Raw genomic sequence first — 18055 nt, 5'->3', positions numbered from 1 at the left:
CCCTCTGCCGTTAGTGTCGTTGGGTCCATGAAAGCGATTGCTCCTGCTGCTTGGGTTTTGCTGGGTTTGCTGATGATCGGTCAGGCGCCTGGAGTTGTGGCCGCTGCGGTTCAGGAAAAACCGGCTGCGACGAGCCCCACGAAAAAAAATCCGCCCGCGCAGAAGACCGCTACGGCGAAGAAAACCCAGCAAAAAGTCATCAAGAAGCGCAAGCCAGTCGCCTCGAAATCGAAACCCGCCAGTGAAGTGGTAAAAACCAGGTTGCCGTCGGCCAGACTCGATTTGAGCCTGCCCAAGGACATGGTCGAGGAATTGAAACCCAAGGGCACGGTTGAATTGCCCAAGCGCGAGCCGATCCTGCCGCAGATGTTTGGCGAGAAAAACAACGGATTCCAGCTCAACGGCCGCTTGCTCAGCAACGAAATGCAGTTGCAACTGCGCAACGAAGAGCGCCGCGAAGTCGAAGGTGCCGCGCTGGATTTCGAATTCAAACAGTAAAACCAACCCATCTGTGACCCGCAGACCAGACGCTTTGTCGGAGACTGGTCAGTCATATTGAGTTATCGCTAAAAACCCCGGTTCCGGCAATTTGAAACAGCCGTTTTAGCGGTTACTCTGTTCCGCGTCCCTTTTACACATCGCCCGTCGCGAGGAATTGTTCGTCATGAAATGCCGTGAAGGCTGTGGCGCTTGCTGCATTGCCCCTTCCATCAGTTCGCCGATTCCCGGCATGCCTGATGGCAAACCTGCCGGCGAACGTTGCGTGCAACTCTCGGTCGAAAACCTGTGCAGCATTTTCGGCCGCCCGGAGCGCCCGGCAGTCTGTTCCGGCTTCGCGGCTGATGTCGAAGTCTGTGGCAGCAGCTCGGAAGAAGCGATCAGGCTGATCGGCTGGTGGGAGCAAATGACCGCGGCGTGATGTGTCAAACGAACGGAACTTCAACAATAAGGAATAAGACTATGGGTTCGCTGCATCGTATCGCTGTGTTGTGTGGTTTGACCGCTGTGCTGGCCACGTCCGTCGCTCAGGCTGAAGACTGGAAAGTCGCCAAGAACGAAGACGGCATCAAGATTTCCCTCAGTGAAGTGCCGGGTTCGGACTACAAGTCTTACCAAGGCGTTGCGCTGATGAAAACCACCGTCGCCAAACTGCGCGCACTGCAGGAAGACGTCGCTGGCGCCTGCGCCTGGATTCACGAGTGCAAGACCCAGAAACTGCTCAAGCACGAAGGCGACAAGAGCTGGACCTATAGCCAGTTCAATACGCCTTGGCCGGTAACTCCGCGTGACTCGGTGATCGAAGTCACCACCGTCGAAGGCGCCGACGGCAGCCTGACCCGCAACCTCAAAGGTCTGCCGACGTACGTTCCTGAAGAAAAAGGCTTTGTCCGCGTGCAGCAGGTCAAAGGCTTCTGGAAGTTCGTACCGAAGGGCGACCAGGTTGAAGTGACCTATCAAGTGCACACCGAGCCAGGCGGCAGCGTGCCGGCGATGGTTGCCAACAAGTTTGTCGTCGATGCGCCGTTCAACACCCTCAAAGCTCTGAAAGAACGCGCCGAGAAGTAATCGGCCCGCGTTCAACGAAACGCCCCGAACAAGTCGGGGCGTTTTGTTTTGTATCTATATTGTGTTTCCAGATATGCGTTGCACGAAATTTTCACAAAGTGTTCCTGACAATTCGCCCGCGCTGTTTGCCCGCTGCCGTAAATGAAAGTGTCTGGCGGCGGGGCAGTAATCAATGGCAATGGTGCGGGTGATCGTGCAACATTTGCGCACTGCGCAAGCCCCGGGGTCTGGAATGACCAATAGAGGGCATGGCGCCGCTGTATTTTTGCAACTTCAACTTCCAATGGGTCCTAAAACGACATGGCAAACCCGGACGCCCTGAATCAGCAGCGATCTTCCGCTCGCCTGCTGCAACCGACCGTCAAATCGCATCTGGCCTACACGCTGCTGTGTGCTCTGGTCATGATGGTGATGTTTTCCGTGCTGCGCCTCGCGCTGCTGGTCTACAACCGCGAGATGATCCTCGACACCCCGGCTTCGACCTTCCTCGAAGCCTTCGCCAACGGCCTGCGTTTCGACCTGCGCCTGGTGGTTTACCTGTGCATTCCGCTGGTGCTGGCACTGTTCAGTGCGCGCGCCATGGCCGCACGCGGTTTCTTCCGTCTGTGGCTGACCATCGCTTCGAGCATCGCGCTGTTCCTCGGCCTGATGGAGATGGACTTCTACCGCGAGTTTCACCAGCGCCTCAACGGTCTGGTGTTCCAGTACGTGAAAGAAGACCCGAAAACCGTGATGAGCATGCTCTGGTACGGTTTCCCGGTGGTGCGCTACCTGCTGGCGTGGGTCATCGGCACTGTCATTCTGACCCTCGCGTTCAAAGGTGCCGATCGTGCCACGCGTCCGCGCGGGCCTTTCAGCGGCGGTAGTGTCAGCAGCCGCCAAGTCGCGCCGTGGTACACCCGCCTGGCGGTATTCGTGGTCTGCCTGCTGATCTGCGTGGTCGCCGCCCGTGGCACCCTGCGTCAAGGCCCGCCGATGCGCTGGGGTGACGTGTACACCACCGATTCCAACTTCGCCAACCAGCTCGGCCTCAACGCCACGCTGTCGCTGATCGAGGCCGCCAAGTCGCGCATGGGCGAAGATCGCGACAACATCTGGAAAGCCACGTTGCCGCAAGAGCAGGCGCAGAAAGTCGTGCGCGACATGCTGCTGATGCCAGACGACAAACTGGTCGATGCCGATATTGCCGCCGTACGCCGTGATTACACGCCGCCGACCGACAAGACCCTGCCGATCAAGAACGTTGTGGTGATCCTGATGGAAAGCATGGCCGGTCACTCGGTCGGTGCATTGGGCGCGCCAGGCAACATCACGCCATACCTGGACAAACTGTCGAAGGAAGGTCTGCTGTTCGACCGCTTCTTCTCCAACGGTACGCACACCCATCAGGGCATGTTCGCGACCATGGCCTGCTTCCCCAACCTGCCAGGTTTCGAATACCTGATGCAGACCCCGGAAGGCAGCCACAAGCTGTCCGGCCTGCCGCAGGTGCTCAGCGCCCGTGACTACGACGACGTGTATGTCTACAACGGCGATTTCGCCTGGGACAACCAGTCGGGCTTCTTCAGTAACCAGGGCATGACCAACTTCGTTGGCCGTAATGACTTCGTCAACCCGGTGTTCTCCGATCCGACCTGGGGCGTGTCCGACCAGGACATGTTCGACCGTGGTCTGCAGGAGCTGAAAGCACGCGAAAACGGCAAGCCGTTCTATGCGCTGCTGCAAACCCTGTCCAACCACACGCCATACGCCTTGCCGACGCCATTGCCGGTCGAGCGCGTGACCGATCGTGGCAGCCTCAACGAACACTTGACCGCCATGCGCTACTCCGACTGGGCGCTGGGTCAGTTCTTCGAGAAGGCGCGCAAAGAACCGTACTTCAAGGAAACCCTGTTCGTCATCGTCGGCGACCACGGTTTCGGCAACGAACGCCAGATCACCGAAATGGACCTGGGTCGCTTCAACGTGCCGATGCTGATGATTGCGCCGGGCATTCAGGAGAAGTTCGGTACCCGTGACCACACCGTGGGCACGCAGATCGACATCGTACCGACCATCATGGGCCGTCTGGGCGGTGAAGTACGCCATCAGTGCTGGGGCCGCGACTTGCTCAACCTGCCGGAAGGCGACACCGGTTTCGGTGTGATCAAGCCATCGGGCAGTGAGCAGACCACCGCGATCGTCACGGCCGACCAGATTCTGGTGTTGCCGAGAGACAAAGACATGGGGCCGAAGATGTGGCAGTACCAGTTGGGTGCGAATCCTCACGCCGAAGTCGTTCCGAATGCACCGCGCACTGCCGAGTTGAAGCTCAAACTCGAAGCGTTCCTGCAAACGGCGACCAAGAGCCTGATGGATAACACCGCTGGTGTGATTCACGGCAAGCCGGATTGATCGCTTGGCGACAGTAAAATCCGCGCAATAAAAAAGAGGCCCTGAACAGGGCCTCTTTTTTTGCGCTTGAAGCGTTATATCCGACCGAGTAACAGCAGGACCAACAGCACCACCAACACCACGCCGATAATGCCTGAAGGACCATAACCCCAACTTCTGGAGTGCGGGAAGACCGGCAGACCACCGATCAGCAACAGGATCAGGATAATGATTAGAATTGTGCCCATGTCGATTTCCTTGTTGATAGCGTTCGAGAAGTCTTGTGTTCAGGGGGCGACTGGAGACTAAGTAATTCCAGCCGGCTTACAAGTTCCGACTGGCGCGCATGAAAGAAAATTCAATGTTTTTTTAATGTATTTGGATTGCTTGTTTATTTCCTTTGCAGCGAAAAGATCGCAGCCTCGTTTCACTCGACAGCTCCTACACGAATCCATGTAGGAGCTGCCGAAGGCTGCAATCTTTTGATCTTGCATTCAGCAACTTGATGGAGCGTGGGCGCGCGCCGATCCTTCGCTACACTCCGCGCATCTTCCCCGGAACAACAAGGCTGTGTGCTATGCAAAATCGCATGATGATCACTGGTGCGGGCTCGGGCCTGGGTCGCGAAATCGCGCTGCGCTGGGCGCGTGAAGGCTGGCAACTGGCCTTGTCCGACGTCAGCGAACCCGGTCTGCAGGAAACCCTGAAAATGGTTCGCGAGGCGGGCGGTGACGGTTTTGTTCAGCGCTGCGATGTGCGTGATTACAGCCAGCTCACCGCGTTCGCTCAGGCCTGCGAAGAGAAGTTCGGTGGCATCGACATCATCGTCAATAACGCCGGTGTTGCGTCGGGCGGTTTCTTCAGCGAGCTGTCGCTGGAAGACTGGGACTGGCAGATCGCGATCAACCTGATGGGCGTGGTCAAGGGTTGCAAGGCGTTCCTGCCGCTGCTCGAACAAAGCAAAGGCAAGATCATCAACATCGCCTCCATGGCCGCACTGATGCAGGGGCCGGCGATGAGCAACTACAACGTGGCCAAGGCCGGCGTGGTTGCACTCTCGGAAAGCCTGCTGATCGAACTGGCGCAGCAGGAAGTCGGCGTGCACGTGGTTTGCCCGTCGTTCTTCCAGACCAACTTGCTCGACTCGTTCCGTGGCCCGACCCCGGCGATGAAAGCGCAGGTCGGCAAGTTGCTGGAAAGTTCGCCGATTACGGCGGCGGACATCGCCGACTACATCTATCAGCAAGTGGCGGCTGGCGAATTCATGATTCTGCCCCACGAGCAGGGCCGGATGGCCTGGGCGATCAAGCAGAAGAACCCGCAACTGCTCTATAACGAAATGACCTCCATGGCGGAAAAAATGCGCGCCAAGGCCAAGCAGAACAACGGCTGACCTTGCCCGTTGCCGGCGGCGTCGTTAGGGTGGCCGCAATGGTCACCCTGTCGAGACGCGTCAATGCTCAATTACTTGTGGTTTTTCCTCGCGGCGCTGTTTGAAATCGCCGGTTGTTTCGCCTTCTTCATGTGGCTGCGCCAAGGCAAGAGTGCCTTGTGGGTGATTCCTGCGCTGCTCAGTCTGACCTTGTTCGCGCTGTTGCTGACCCGTGTCGAAGCCAACTACGCCGGTCGTGCCTATGCCGCTTACGGCGGGATTTACATCGTTGCTTCGATCGGATGGCTGATGGTGGTGGAGCGCGTGCGTCCATTGGGTTCGGACTGGATCGGCGTGGCGTTGTGCGTCATCGGCGCCAGCGTGATTCTGTTCGGGCCACGGTTTTCCGCTGCCTGAATGGGGCGTTTGTGGGAAACGTCTTACGTCTCGGTGTAAGGGGGGCTGTAAGGCAAAACTGATTTGCCTGCCGCGCATTGTAGAGCCGCCTCAAGCCGCGCATCTTCAGGGTTCGCTAACCCTGAAGGACGAATCTCATGCTTGTACTCAGCCGTGTCGTTGGTGAGTTGATTTCAATCGGTGACGACATTTCCCTGCGCGTGCTGTCGGTGAACGGTTCCAGCGTGCGCTTCGGCGTCGAAGCGCCACAAAAGGTCAATGTGCATCGCGCAGAGGTCTATGACCGGATCAAGCGCAAGCAGGCCACCGAAAAGCTCCGCTGAAGCATTCAATCGAACAGATGCTTGGGCACGTCGTGCTTGAGCATCAACTGGCACTGCTCGCTTTCCGGGTCGAAGACGATCAGTGCCTGGCCTTTGGTCAGTGCCTGACGTACGCGCAGCACACGGGTTTCCAGCGGCGTGTCATCGCCATTGTCGGTGCCGTCGCGGGTGACGAAATCCTCGATGAGGCGGGTGAGGGTGTCGACTTCAAGTTGGTCGTGGGGAATGAGCATGGGCACCTCGGTCAAATCAGTGTCGGGATGCTACGGCGATTGCGGGTTGCCTGCCAGTTTTGTGTTGCTTGGTCTGGCCCCTTCGCGAGCAGGCTCGCTCCCACACTTGGAAATGGATTCCCTGTGGGAGCGAGCCTGCTCGCGAAGTCGATGGTTATGCCTACAAAAATTTAACTGTCGGAACGCTGCCCCACCAGACTGTCCACCGACGGCACCCGCGTATCGCTCTCCATCTGCGTGTCATGTTCGATCTGATGACTGAAGCGATCCAGCGAAGCATTGGCCGGCGCCGCATCGCTGGCAAACACCGGCGGGCTCAGAATATAAGCGCCGAGCAAACGACTGAGCGCCGCCAGACTGTCGATGTGCGTACGCTCATAACCATGGGTCGCGTCACAGCCAAACGCGAGCAGGGCAGTGCGGATGTCGTGGCCGGCCGTCACCGCCGAATGCGCATCGCTGAAGTAATAGCGGAACAGGTCGCGGCGCACCGGCAACTCGTTCTCGCTGGCCAGTTTCAGCAAGTGCCGCGACAGATGATAGTCATACGGCCCGCCGGAATCCTGCATCGCCACACTCACCGCGTGTTCGCTGGAATGCTGCCCCGGGGCGACCGGAGCGATGTCGATGCCGACAAATTCACTGACATCCCACGGCAATGCTGCCGCTGCGCCGCTGCCGGTTTCCTCGGTGATGGTGAACAGCGGATGGCAGTCGATCATCAGTTCCTGACCGCTGTCGACAATGGCTTTAAGCGATGCCAACAGCGCGGCGACACCGGCCTTGTCATCCAGGTGACGGGCGCTGATGTGGCCGCTTTCGGTGAACTCCGGCAGCGGATCGAAGGCAACCACGTCACCGACGCTGATGCCCAGCGAATCGCAGTCAGCCTTGGTCGCACAGTAGGCGTCCAGACGCAGTTCAACGTGATCCCAACTGATCGGCATCTCATCCACGGCGGTATTGAACGCATGCCCGGACGCCATCAGCGGCAGGACACTGCCGCGAATCACACCGTTGTCGGTAAACAGGCTGACGCGGCTACCCTCGGCAAAACGGCTCGACCAGCAGCCGACCGGGGCGAGGGTCAGGCGACCGTTGTCTTTGATCGCGCGGACGGCAGCGCCGATGGTATCGAGGTGCGCCGAGACGGCACGATCGGGGCTGTTCTTTTTGCCTTTGAGCGTGGCGCGAATAGTGCCGCGCCGGGTCATTTCAAACGGAATGCCGAGTTCTTCCAGACGCTCGGCGACGTAACGCACGATGGTGTCGGTGAACCCGGTGGGGCTGGGAATGGCGAGCATTTCCAGGAGGACTTTTTGCAGATAGTTCAGATCCGGTTCGGGGATTTGCGTGGTCATGGAAACTCCTGATGGGTTGAGCACTGATCGTTCCCACGCTCTGCGTGGGAATGCAGCCGGGGACGCTCTGCGTCCCAAGAGTGGACGCAGAGCGTCCGGTGAGGCGTTCCCACGCAGAGCGTGGGAACGATCAGGAAAGGGTTAAATCGCCGGCTGACTGTGCGGAAACAACAAATCGACAAAGCGTTCCGCCGTCGGCTGCGGCTCATGGTTGGCCAGACCGGCGCGTTCGTTGGCCTCGATAAACACGTACTCCGGCTGATCCGCCGCTGGCACCATCAAGTCGAGCCCGACCATCGGAATATCCAGCGCCCGCGCCGCGCGCACGGCGGCATCAACCAGCGTCGGATGCAGAATCGCCGTGACATCTTCCAGAGTGCCGCCGGTGTGCAGATTCGCCGTGCGCCGCACAAACAAATGTTCACCGGCCGGCAGGATGCTGCTGTAGTCATAACCCGCCGCATGCAGGGTGCGCTGGGTCTCGTGGTCCAGCGGAATCTTGCTTTCGCCGCTGGTGGCCGCCTGCCGACGACGACTCTGCGCCTCGATCAACGCGCCCACCGAATGCTGGCCATCGCCGACCACTTCCGCGGGTTTGCGAATCGCTGCTGCCACCACTTCAAAGCCAATCACCAGAATCCGCAGATCAAGCCCTTCATGGAAGCTTTCCAGCAGTACGCGGCTATCAAATTGCTTCGCCGTTTCGATGGCTTGCTGCACCTCTTCGATGCTCTGCAAATCCACCGCCACGCCTTGGCCCTGTTCACCGTCGAGCGGCTTGACCACCACCCGTTGATGCTCATCGAGAAAGGCCAGGTTATCGTCGGCATTGCCCGCCAGTTGCTGCGAAGGCAGATTCAACCCGGCACCTTTCAGCACTTTGTGCGTCAGGCTTTTGTCCTGACACAGGCTCATGCTGATCGCGCTGGTCAGGTCGCTCAGCGATTCGCGGCAACGCACGCGACGGCCGCCATGGCTGAGGGTGAACAGCCCGGCATCGGCGTCATCCACCTGCACATCGATGCCGCGCCGATGCGCTTCTTCAACAATGATCCGCGCATACGGATTGAACTGCGCCTCCGGCCCAGGGCCGAGAAACAGCGGCTGGTTGATGCCGTTTTTGCGTTTGATGGCGAAGGTCGACAGGTTGCGGAAACCGAGCTTGGCGTAGAGGTTTTTCGCCTGACGATTGTCGTGCAACACCGACAGGTCGAGATAACTCAAACCACGACTCATGAAGTGTTCGATCAGGTGCCGCACCAGCACTTCGCCGACACCCGGTCGTGAGCACTGCGGATCCACCGCCAGGCACCACAGGCTGCTGCCGTTTTCCGGGTCGTTGAAAGCCTTTTGATGGTTCAGGCCCATGACGCTGCCGATCACCGCGCCGCTGTCCTCATCCTCGGCCAGCCAGTACACCGGGCCGCCCTGATGATGCGGAGTGAGCAGGGTGGCATCGATCGGCAACATGCCGCGCGCCTGATACAACTGATTGATCGCCTGCCAGTCCGCCTCACTTTGCGCCCGACGAATACGGAAGCCGCGAAACACTCGGGTGGCCTGCCGGTAATCGCTGAACCACAGGCGCAAGGTGTCGGACGGGTCGAGAAACAGTTGCGTCGGCTCAAGTCCGAGAATTTGCTGCGGTGCTGCAACGTACAAAGCGATATCGCGTTCGCCGGGCTGCTCTTTGAGCAGTTCCTGCGCCAGCGATGCCGGATCGGGAAAGGTGTGGCCGATCAGCAACCGGCCCCAACCGCAATGTACGGCGATCGGCTCGGCGGCCAGCGTGCTGCCATCTTCGGCCAGACGTGCCTGCAGGCGTTCATAGGACGGCGTCTGACCGCGTAGCAGCCGTTGGTTGATGGCCGTGGCGTGGGGTTTCATCGATCAGATTCCTTGTTCACTGAGCCACAGGTTCAGGGCTGCCAGTTGCCACAGTTTCGAACCGCGCAACGGCGTCAGTTGGCCTTGCGGATCAGTCAGCAGTTTGTCGAGCATGGCCGGGTTGAACAGGCCACGGTCCTGACTCGGATCGAGCAGCAGTTCGCGTACCCAGTTCAGCGTATCGCCCTGCAAATGCTTGAGGCCCGGGACCGGGAAGTAGCCTTTTTTGCGGTCGATCACTTCACTTGGAATGACCCGGCGCGCGGCTTCTTTCAAGACCTGTTTGCCGCCATCCGGCAGCTTGAATTTGCCCGGTACGCGTGCCGAGAGTTCAACCAGTCGATAGTCGAGAAACGGCGTACGCGCCTCCAGGCCCCAGGCCATGGTCATGTTGTCGACGCGTTTGACCGGGTCGTCGACCAGCATCACCGTGCTGTCCAGACGCAGGGCTTTGTCCACTGCGGCCTCGGCGCCGGGCTGGGCGAAATGTTCCTTGACGAAGTCGCCTGCGGCATCGTTCGCGGTCAGCCATTTCGGCTGCACAGTGGCGGCGTAGTCGTCATAGCTGCGGTCGAAAAATGCGTTGCGGTAAGCCGTGTAAGGATCGGCCGCGCCGTCGACTTGCGGATACCAGTGGTAACCGGCGAACAGTTCATCGGCGCCCTGGCCGCTCTGTACCACCTTGCAATGTTTGGCCACTTCACGCGACAGCAGATAGAAAGCGATGCAGTCATGGCTGACCATCGGTTCGCTCATTGCGCGGAACGCGGCGGGCAATTGCTCGATGATTTCTTTCTCGTCGATACGCAGTTGATGATGCTGAGTGCCGTAGTGTTTGGCGATCAGATCGGAATACTGAAACTCGTCACCGCGCTCGCCACCGGCATCCTGGAAACCGATGGAAAAGGTCGACAGGTTCTCGACGCCGACTTCACGCAACAGACCGACCAACATGCTCGAATCGACACCGCCGGACAGCAGCACGCCGACATCCACGGCCGCACGTTGACGAATCGCCACCGCCTCGCGGGTGCTGTCGAGCACGCGGTCGACCCAGTCTTCCAGGGTCAGGTTTTTCTCGTCGTCGTGTGGGCCGTAAGGCAGGGTCCACCAGGTTTTCTGCTCGGTGCGGCCATCGGCTTCAACGCGCATCCATGTAGCGGGCGGCAGTTTTTCGATGCCGGCCAGCAAGGTGCGCGGCGCCGGGACCACCGCGTGGAAATTCAGGTAGTGATTGAGCGCCACCGGGTCGAGGATCGGGTTGATGTCGCCGCCCTTGAGCAGTGCCGGCAATGCCGAGGCAAAGCGCAGGCGCTGGCCGGTGCGCGACAGGTACAACGGCTTCACGCCGAGACGGTCGCGGGCGATGAACAGGCGTTTGGCGTCGCGTTCCCAAATGGCAAACGCGAACATGCCATTGAGCTTCGGCAGCAACGCTTCGCCCCAGGCGTGATAGCCCTTGAGCAGCACTTCGGTGTCGCCACCGGAATAGAAGGCATAACCCAGCGCTTCAAGCTCGGCGCGCAGTTCCGGGAAGTTGTAGATCGCACCGTTGAAGGCCAGAGACAGGCCGAGTTGGCTGTCGATCATCGGCTGCGCAGAGCCGTCCGACAGGTCCATGATTTTCAGGCGCCGATGACCCAGGGCAATCGGCCCTTGGGCATGGAAGCCCCACGCGTCGGGGCCGCGAGGGGCCAGGTGATGGGTGATTCTCTCGATCGCTGCAAGGTCTGCAGGTTGTTGATCAAAACGTAACTCGCCAGCTAATCCGCACATAAAATCCTTACCGGTTTTTCCGTTGGGGAGGGGTCAAGCCGTACCTCGCCAGAAGGGCGGGTACTCAGAAACTGACCCGCCCCGGTAAGTGGAGTTTTAGAACGATAAGTTATAAGGCAACAGGTTCCAGCTTGTGCAGCAGAGCGCCGGGTTGTTCGCGCAAATGTTTCTGCACCTCGAACTGCCCGAAGTAGTCGTCCGCCATTTCGCTGTTCATGGGGGCGCCGGGCTTAGCGGAGTCTGTTGTGGCCAAGCGTTTTTTCAGATCCACCAGTCGAGACAGCGCGTCGTGTTTTTCGATGGCGGTCCAACGATCGAGGCTGGCGAAAACGAGGGCCAGCAATTCATCCGTGGCATAAACACGCAAGCGCCTGTTGAAGTCCTCATTCGGGCTGTTGAGATGGGCTGCGCCTATAAGTGACGCCTGACTCTCCCGGCGATTGGCGTAGGCGGCCTCGTCGACATTGGCAACCGCCACCGCTAGCTCCCCGGTATCTGCTGTCAACTTGTCGAGATGGCGATCGAAAAGATGTTTGTACAGGCCTGTTTCCAGCGGGATGAACGCGATGTTTTCTACGAACGAAATGCTTTGCAGGTTCAATGTCCGGAATTCACTTTGTTCGCGGTGGGTCAATTGCGAAATGAACAGTTCTTGCAGTTGTTTACTTGCAACGAAGTTGACGGCCAGGCGATACCTGCACTGGTCTTCACTGTCGTCCTGGTAAAAGCTGTCGCCGGCATCATTGGGGATGTATATGTAGTAGCTGTCTTTCGTCGAGTGATCGGTCTGGCGACAGGTTATCAATACGGCATCTGTCATGTATTTGCCAAATAGCTGTATCGAATACAGCTTGATTCTGGCGTTGTTGAACAGGTCACCATAAACAATATCTTCGTTGCCTTTGGCGAGGTTCAACAGGGTGACAAGCCGATAAAGAGGAAAGTTCGCTTTGCTGAAATATTTTTCGTAGGCGGCGAGCTTCATGTTTGTTTTATGCATGCGCAGGCTGATCAATTCGAGACTTGAGACTCTGAACGTTCTGGAAATGTGTTTCCGGTATTCGCCCCCGAGATCAAGCTGGCGACTCAACAGCGCAAACGCTTGTGCGGTTATCTGAGTAGGCGGTGAGCCGTCGGGCGCTTCTTCGTCGACTTTGGGTAAGGTCTTGCTGTCGTCCGAGAAGTAACCGGCAGCCGCTTCCTGTTCCGTGAAATTCAGCATCGCTGCCTGCAGCAAGGTGTAGGTGTGGGAGCCATCGTCCACGGCTGTCGCGGGTTTGAGCTTGATGCTGTCGTTGACACTGAACCGCCCTCCATACTGTTGCTGCAACGCCTGTCGCAGCTTTCGCATGCAGAAATCCTCCAGCGTTTCCAGGTTGCCCAGCAATTGATCAATGTAGTTCTGGTAGGGCAGCGCCTCATCGAGTAATGCACGGAATTCGCCCAGCCTGACCGGGTCGGCTTTGAGCAATCCGTCGCTGATGAATTGGGCAACGACGGTTGCCTTGTCCCGGTCGCCCATTTCATTGAGCAGTTTTTTCAGCGTGGCTTCATGGGTCAAAACGCTTGCTTGTTGTTGCGTCTGGATAATCATGTTGGAAGTCTCGTGTTGAAGAAGAGACTTGATCCTAGGCCGTCGAAACAAAAAAGAATAACGTGTTTAGTTGATCGCTTGAGCCATGAAGTCAGCGGTATTTTGATTGAAAGATATACATATCTATCGCCACGGAAAGGTCTGAGTGTGTCTGCGGTATTTGCAGGGGAGATGGCACTCTGGGCACCCTGAAGTTACCGGAAAAATGGTGGTAGATATCTATGTTGTTGGTGCGAGTTGCTGTGGTTTTATGCGTGCAGGAACATGAGGTTTGGGGTGTTGGTCATTCCTCGATTTCGATATGTTCAAACTTCCATTTCGCAATAAAGGACTATTGCCGATGTCAACCAAAGTAAAGCTTCCACAAAAAACAATCCTCAGCACATTGCTCGATGCCACAGAGGATCTCGATACCGCCCGGACTCTGCAAAAAAGCCTGCCGGCGCATTTATTGAAAGCGACGGTGGCCGACTTGTCAGCCCTTGATCAGACAAGCCGTGATCTGCACCAGATTCAGGCGACCGTGGCGGCGGATCTGCTCGCATTGAAGTCCTTGCAGACGTTCTGCATCAATGAACTGAGCGATGCCTTGAGTCGCAAATGGTCGGTAGTCTTTGCTGTCGAGAAAGACTTTCTGAGTCTGCCGGGCGTTGATTGCGGTTGCCCTGCGACCTCAACCGACGAGAACGGTATTCAGACGTTCCCGCACGCTACCCCGACGCTGTTGCAAGCGGCGATGCAGAACTTCAGCGAAGACGAGGCCGCTGAGAGCTTTCCGCAAGGCAGTTTTATTCGAGTGCACAGTGCCCCAGACGGGGTCACCGGGCTGACCCCGGCCACGTTTGCCGCTTTTTGCCGAGAGCTGGATTTGGGCAAGCGCTATCAGGAGCATTTCCAGCAGGTGTTCGGCTTGCGCGACAGCGATGACAAGGTGATCGCCACTAGCACCATGACCGCTGATATCGCGAAAATGAAAAAGCTGCTGTTGCAATTCGACCTGTACCAGGCCGCGCTTAAAAGCCATATCACCTTGGCGGGTCAGCAAATGCTGCAGAAGCTGATCGACTTCGATGGCGGGGTGTCAGCGCAAACACTGCGCTATGGCAACCGAACGCTGATCATGCAAGGCATTGAGATTTTCGACAGTTGCATCTGGGGCGTGGTGGTGTTTTCTGCCCGTTCGGTGGAGTTGTACCCCGATGAGTGGTGCCTGGTGTACATGGCGGGTGAGCCCGAGCGACCGCTTTACGAATACAGCAGTTTTACCGCGTTCAAGCAGTACCTGACGCAGCAGTTGAAGGTAAAAAGTTACAAGGATTATTTCGCCAACAGCATTGATGAAGACGACAAGGCCGACTTTTTCAAATCCGTCGCTGACAGCGCTGAACTGGGCCACATCAAGCAGTTGCCGATTACCGTGGCGCTCTTTGAATTCATGGTGCAAAGCCACGTCGGCAAGTTGCAACTCGATGCGCGCAAGCTGGCCGTGCCGACCGCCGATATTGATGAGGAGGTGCGCCAGAAGCGCCTGCTGGATTTTCTTCAGTTGGGTGTGACCATCGTCTCCGTGGCCGGCTTCGTCGTGCCCGTGCTTGGCCAGTTGATGATGGGCGTTGCAGTCGGGCAGTTGCTCGGTGAGGTTTATGAAGGTGTCGAAGACTGGCGTCATGGCGATCATCAGCAAGCGCTGTCGCACCTGTTGAGCGTGGCGGAAAATATCGCGCTGATGGGCGTCTTTGCCGGCGGGCAAAAAACCTTGGGCGCGCTTGGCAAAAAACTGCTGCGCTCACACCCGGAGTTCTTCGGTGAATTCAGCGCCATTCTCAATAGTGCCGGCAAGCCGCGACTGTGGAAACCTGAACTCTCACGCTATGAGCATTTCCTTCCGGCGGGTTTGACGGTCGCCCCGAGCTCCACGGAGTTTTATCAGATCGGCGCGAAAACCATGGCCCGCGTCGATCATCGATTCTTCGCCGGGCCTTATGATTCCGCCGCGAAAGTCTGGCGTCTGGAACATGCCGAGCGTGCGCAGGCTTATGTTCCAGAGCTTGTCCGGCACGTTGAAGGTGGCTGGCGGCTGCCCGCCGAAGAACCGCAACAATGGGGTAGCTCGGCGTACACGCTCAAGCGTATCGATCCGCAGTTGAGCGAATTCGTCGATACCGATCTGGACATGATGCGCCGCCTCAGCGACACCCCGCACGAAGGCTTGCAACAGGCCTTTACCGACAATCTGAGCTTGCCTGTACGCTTGCGTGAAACCGTGGAGCGCGCGCGTATCGTGCGCCAGTTGCGGCAATTGACCCTCGAACTGCAGAGTGGCGAAACCCATTCCGGCCAGCCTGTCGAAGAGCAGTTGCAGGCCTTGCCGAAAATGCCCGGCTGGCCGACCGACCGCTACATCGAGGTGACCGACGCCGAAGGCAGCGTGACGGCGACCTATCCCCTGACCAAGACCCTCGATGAGTCGCTGGGTGTGGTAGTCAGCGAACAGCAACTGGCGCGCGGGCAGTTGTTGCAAACCGTGCTTGATGGCCTGTACCAGAAAGAGGTCGACGCCTTGCTGGGCAGCAAAGTCGCGAAAAGCGCCGAAGAACCGATCCTGGCAAAGAAACTGGGCGCGGCGCTCAAGGCAGATCATCGCGCAGCTTTCGAGCGTATGTATCAGCGCGTCGATCAGAGTGACGTTGGTGATGTTGTGAAGTTGCGCCAGGTGTTTGCCGACATCCCGGCACGCTATGCGAAAGCGCTCATCGATCGCGCGCCGAGTGCGCAGCGCCTGCATCTGCGCTCGACCGGGCGAGTGCCACTGCGGCTCGGGCAGCAAGTCAGGGAGGGGATCGATCAGGTGCGTCTGGATCGCGCACTGGCGGGGTTTCATTGGCCGCGGCTTGCCAATGCCGACACCGACAGTCTGGCGATTCAGTTGCTGCCCCGTCTGAGCGGTTGGGATTCCCTGCGTCTGGAGCTACGCGACAAGACGCTCAGCGGGCCGATTCTGCAAGCCATTGGCGACGCGTCGGCGACTTCCGCCGATACTTGCTCGCTGGTGAAAACCGTCGAGGGCTATGAAGCGTTTGGCGGCGATGGCAAAAGCCTCGGCACGGTTGCTTCCGGCCCTGACGCCCTGTACGCCGCCATCCTCAAGGCACTGCCGCCACGCCAACGACTAGCCGCCGGATTTCCCGAGCCGGTGCCGGCCGACACGGCACGGCTGCGCAAACAGTTGCTCAACACGGCACTGGATGAGCGTGAGGCCACGGCACGCACGCTGATCCGCGGCCAATCCGAACCACTGGTCGTCGAGCCTGCCTGTATCCAGGGCGATCATCCGCCGGCGGTGAAACATCCGCCCGCGCTGATGCGCAAAGTCCGCAAGCTCTATCCGCGTCTGAGTGAAGCGCAGGCCAGTGAATTCATTGACAGTCTGGGAGAAGACCTGTTGACCCGTGCGACACGGGTCAATGACTTGCGCCGGGATCTGCAGAGCCTGCGTGAAGCGCTGTTTCTCTGGAGCGAGGATACCGCCGCCATGAGTACGCTGGGAGGGGATCTGGCGGACGTACGGCACAGTCGCAAGACCATGGCCGAGCTGATCGAAAACGGATTCCGTCGGTTCTACTCCGTCAACAATGAAAATGGAAAATCGGTCGGTGTCTTGCGTCTTGATGGCATGCGCGTCGGCAAGTTGCCGACGCTGCCACCGGGGATCAGTTTTGACCACCTCCAGCAATTGTCCATGAAGGACATGGCGCTGGACGATGATGTGGCGTACTTCCTCAAGTCATTCACAAAACTCGAGTCGCTGGAACTCGACCAGAACGCCATGACTCGTTTTCCTGAAGTGCTGTCGCATATGCCTGATCTGACCCACTTGAGTCTGGCGCAGAACAAGCTCCAGTTGACCGGGCAGACGCTGACAAAACTCAACGGTTTGCGATCGCTGCACCATCTGAACCTCAATAGAAATCCGCTGGGTGCCACACCGGATGTCAGTCAGATGTTCAATCTGCGCCGTCTGTTGCTGCAAGACACTGGCCTCACGGAAATGCCCAAGGGGCTTGCGCGTCTGCTGTATCTGGATTGGGTGGACTTGCGCAGCAATGCCATAAAAAGCCTGCCTGACTGGCTGTTCAAGACTCCGCGACGTTTCAGCCAGGCGCTGGACCTGGGCCTCAATCCTCTGGCCGAGCCGAGCAAAACACACCTTGAGAATTATCGCGACAATTTCGGCGTCGGCATGGGCTATCTGGAAAACGACATGCCGCGACTCGACGAGCAACAGGCACGCTCGCTTTGGCTTTCTGAGGAGACCGGTGAGGTTTGGGCCAGGCGTGAACGGATCTGGAACGCATTCAAGGATGACTCACGCGCCGAGGGCCTGTTTCATTTGCTTTCTGAACTGGGCGATACCGCCGATTCGGAGAAGGTCAGCAAGGACATGCAGCGACGGGTCTGGGCCGTGCTCGAGGCAGCCGAGTCCGATAGCGCGCTGTGTGATCAGGTACTGAGCGCGGCCGCCAACCCGATCAATTGCACCGACACGGCGGCGATCAATTTCAGTTATCTGGAGGTCGCTGTGGAAGTCGATCGCGTGACCCGGGGCGCGGGTGGCCGGATCAACAGCGCCAAGCCGCTGCTCGAACTGGGGCGCGGTCTGTTCCGTCTGGAACAACTGAACGAAATTGCTCAGGAACATGCCGCCAAGGCCCCGACAGTCGATCCGCTGGAGGTGAATCTGGCCTATCGTGTTGGCCTCGCCAAGGCGCTGGATTTGCCAGGCCAGCCGCAAAACATGCGTTTTGGCACACTGGGTGGGGTAACCGAAGCCGATCTGGAGGTGGCGAAACACCAGGTTGCCACAGCGGAACTCTCGCCAAAATGGCTGAAGTTCATGAGTGAACGGTCATTCTGGAGAGCCTACCTGCAACGCACATTTGCGCGAAAATTTTCCCCTCTCGATGAGGTGTATGCGCCGCGCATGAGTGCTTTGGACGCGCAGCAGGACGAGTTGTCCGATGCCGACTATTTGAGCCAGGCGGAAGTCATCAAGGCCGAACGGCAAAGCGCCATAGACGATGTGGTGACGCTTCTGACCACCGATGCGCTGCGCACTGCGGACCTGGGTCTTTGCACCCTGAGCGACGTATGAG

General features: G+C 58.4%; 14 protein-coding genes. 8 read left to right on the top strand and 6 right to left on the bottom strand.

The window, feature by feature from the left end; all coding sequences use genetic code 11:
• Nucleotides 1-27 precede the first annotated feature (27 nt).
• The 4 genes from QOM10_RS21255 (at nt 28) to QOM10_RS21240 (ending at nt 3960) form a co-directional block, all read left to right on the top strand.
• On the top strand, nt 28-498 hold the full coding sequence (locus tag QOM10_RS21255) for a translation initiation factor 2 (protein WP_127929308.1): 471 nt from the start codon (nt 28-30) through the stop codon (nt 496-498).
• A 166-nt stretch (nt 499-664) separates the two neighbouring features.
• The gene (locus QOM10_RS21250; protein ID WP_007908349.1) at nt 665-919 is read left to right on the top strand and encodes a YkgJ family cysteine cluster protein; all 255 of its coding nucleotides are present in this window, start codon (nt 665-667) and stop codon (nt 917-919) included.
• Between the two features lie 41 nt (nt 920-960).
• Nucleotides 961-1566 (top strand): START domain-containing protein, encoded by a 606-nt coding sequence (locus QOM10_RS21245; RefSeq protein ID WP_316916902.1) that lies wholly within the window; start codon nt 961-963, stop codon nt 1564-1566.
• Nucleotides 1567-1866: 300 nt separating this feature from the next.
• Complete coding sequence (locus QOM10_RS21240; protein ID WP_150774820.1) at nt 1867-3960, top strand: LTA synthase family protein; 2094 nt, start codon at nt 1867-1869, stop codon at nt 3958-3960.
• Between the two features lie 74 nt (nt 3961-4034).
• Here QOM10_RS21240 and QOM10_RS21235 read toward each other — a convergent pair whose 3' ends face one another.
• Complete coding sequence (locus tag QOM10_RS21235; protein WP_169432680.1) at nt 4035-4193, bottom strand: DUF3309 family protein; 159 nt, start codon at nt 4191-4193, stop codon at nt 4035-4037.
• Between the two features lie 323 nt (nt 4194-4516).
• Between QOM10_RS21235 and QOM10_RS21230 the strand changes: the two genes are divergently transcribed.
• The 3 genes from QOM10_RS21230 (at nt 4517) to csrA (ending at nt 6051) form a co-directional block, all read left to right on the top strand.
• Complete coding sequence (locus tag QOM10_RS21230; RefSeq protein ID WP_160041373.1) at nt 4517-5332, top strand: SDR family oxidoreductase; 816 nt, start codon at nt 4517-4519, stop codon at nt 5330-5332.
• Between the two features lie 63 nt (nt 5333-5395).
• The gene (locus tag QOM10_RS21225) at nt 5396-5728 is read left to right on the top strand and encodes a YnfA family protein (RefSeq protein WP_008088571.1); all 333 of its coding nucleotides are present in this window, start codon (nt 5396-5398) and stop codon (nt 5726-5728) included.
• A gap of 137 nt (nt 5729-5865) precedes the next feature.
• On the top strand, nt 5866-6051 hold the full coding sequence (gene csrA / locus QOM10_RS21220) for a carbon storage regulator CsrA (protein ID WP_007908359.1): 186 nt from the start codon (nt 5866-5868) through the stop codon (nt 6049-6051).
• Between the two features lie 5 nt (nt 6052-6056).
• Here the strand turns inward: csrA and QOM10_RS21215 are convergent, their stop codons facing one another.
• From QOM10_RS21215 to QOM10_RS21195, 5 genes are all read right to left on the bottom strand, one after another.
• Nucleotides 6057-6284, bottom strand: a complete 228-nt coding sequence (locus QOM10_RS21215) for a YheU family protein (protein WP_003199186.1) — start codon at nt 6282-6284, stop codon at nt 6057-6059.
• Nucleotides 6285-6454: 170 nt separating this feature from the next.
• Complete coding sequence (locus QOM10_RS21210; protein WP_038364408.1) at nt 6455-7645, bottom strand: osmoprotectant NAGGN system M42 family peptidase; 1191 nt, start codon at nt 7643-7645, stop codon at nt 6455-6457.
• Between the two features lie 141 nt (nt 7646-7786).
• Nucleotides 7787-9532, bottom strand: coding sequence for an N-acetylglutaminylglutamine synthetase (gene ngg, locus QOM10_RS21205; protein ID WP_160041369.1), 1746 nt, complete (start codon nt 9530-9532; stop codon nt 7787-7789).
• A 3-nt stretch (nt 9533-9535) separates the two neighbouring features.
• Entirely contained in the window at nt 9536-11308 is a 1773-nt protein-coding gene (locus QOM10_RS21200) for an N-acetylglutaminylglutamine amidotransferase (RefSeq protein WP_160041367.1), read from the bottom strand.
• 109 nt (nt 11309-11417) lie between these two features.
• Nucleotides 11418-12902, bottom strand: coding sequence for a dermonecrotic toxin domain-containing protein (locus QOM10_RS21195; RefSeq protein WP_316916901.1), 1485 nt, complete (start codon nt 12900-12902; stop codon nt 11418-11420).
• Nucleotides 12903-13242: 340 nt separating this feature from the next.
• Between QOM10_RS21195 and QOM10_RS21190 the strand changes: the two genes are divergently transcribed.
• Complete coding sequence (locus tag QOM10_RS21190; RefSeq protein ID WP_316916900.1) at nt 13243-18054, top strand: NEL-type E3 ubiquitin ligase domain-containing protein; 4812 nt, start codon at nt 13243-13245, stop codon at nt 18052-18054.
• Nucleotide 18055: the final 1 nt, after the last annotated feature.

This window comes from Pseudomonas sp. P108, assembly GCF_032613195.1.
Taxonomy (GTDB): domain Bacteria; phylum Pseudomonadota; class Gammaproteobacteria; order Pseudomonadales; family Pseudomonadaceae; genus Aquipseudomonas.
The sequence above is the reverse complement of the archived record's forward strand: the minus strand, read 5'-3'. Positions and strand labels throughout refer to the sequence as shown.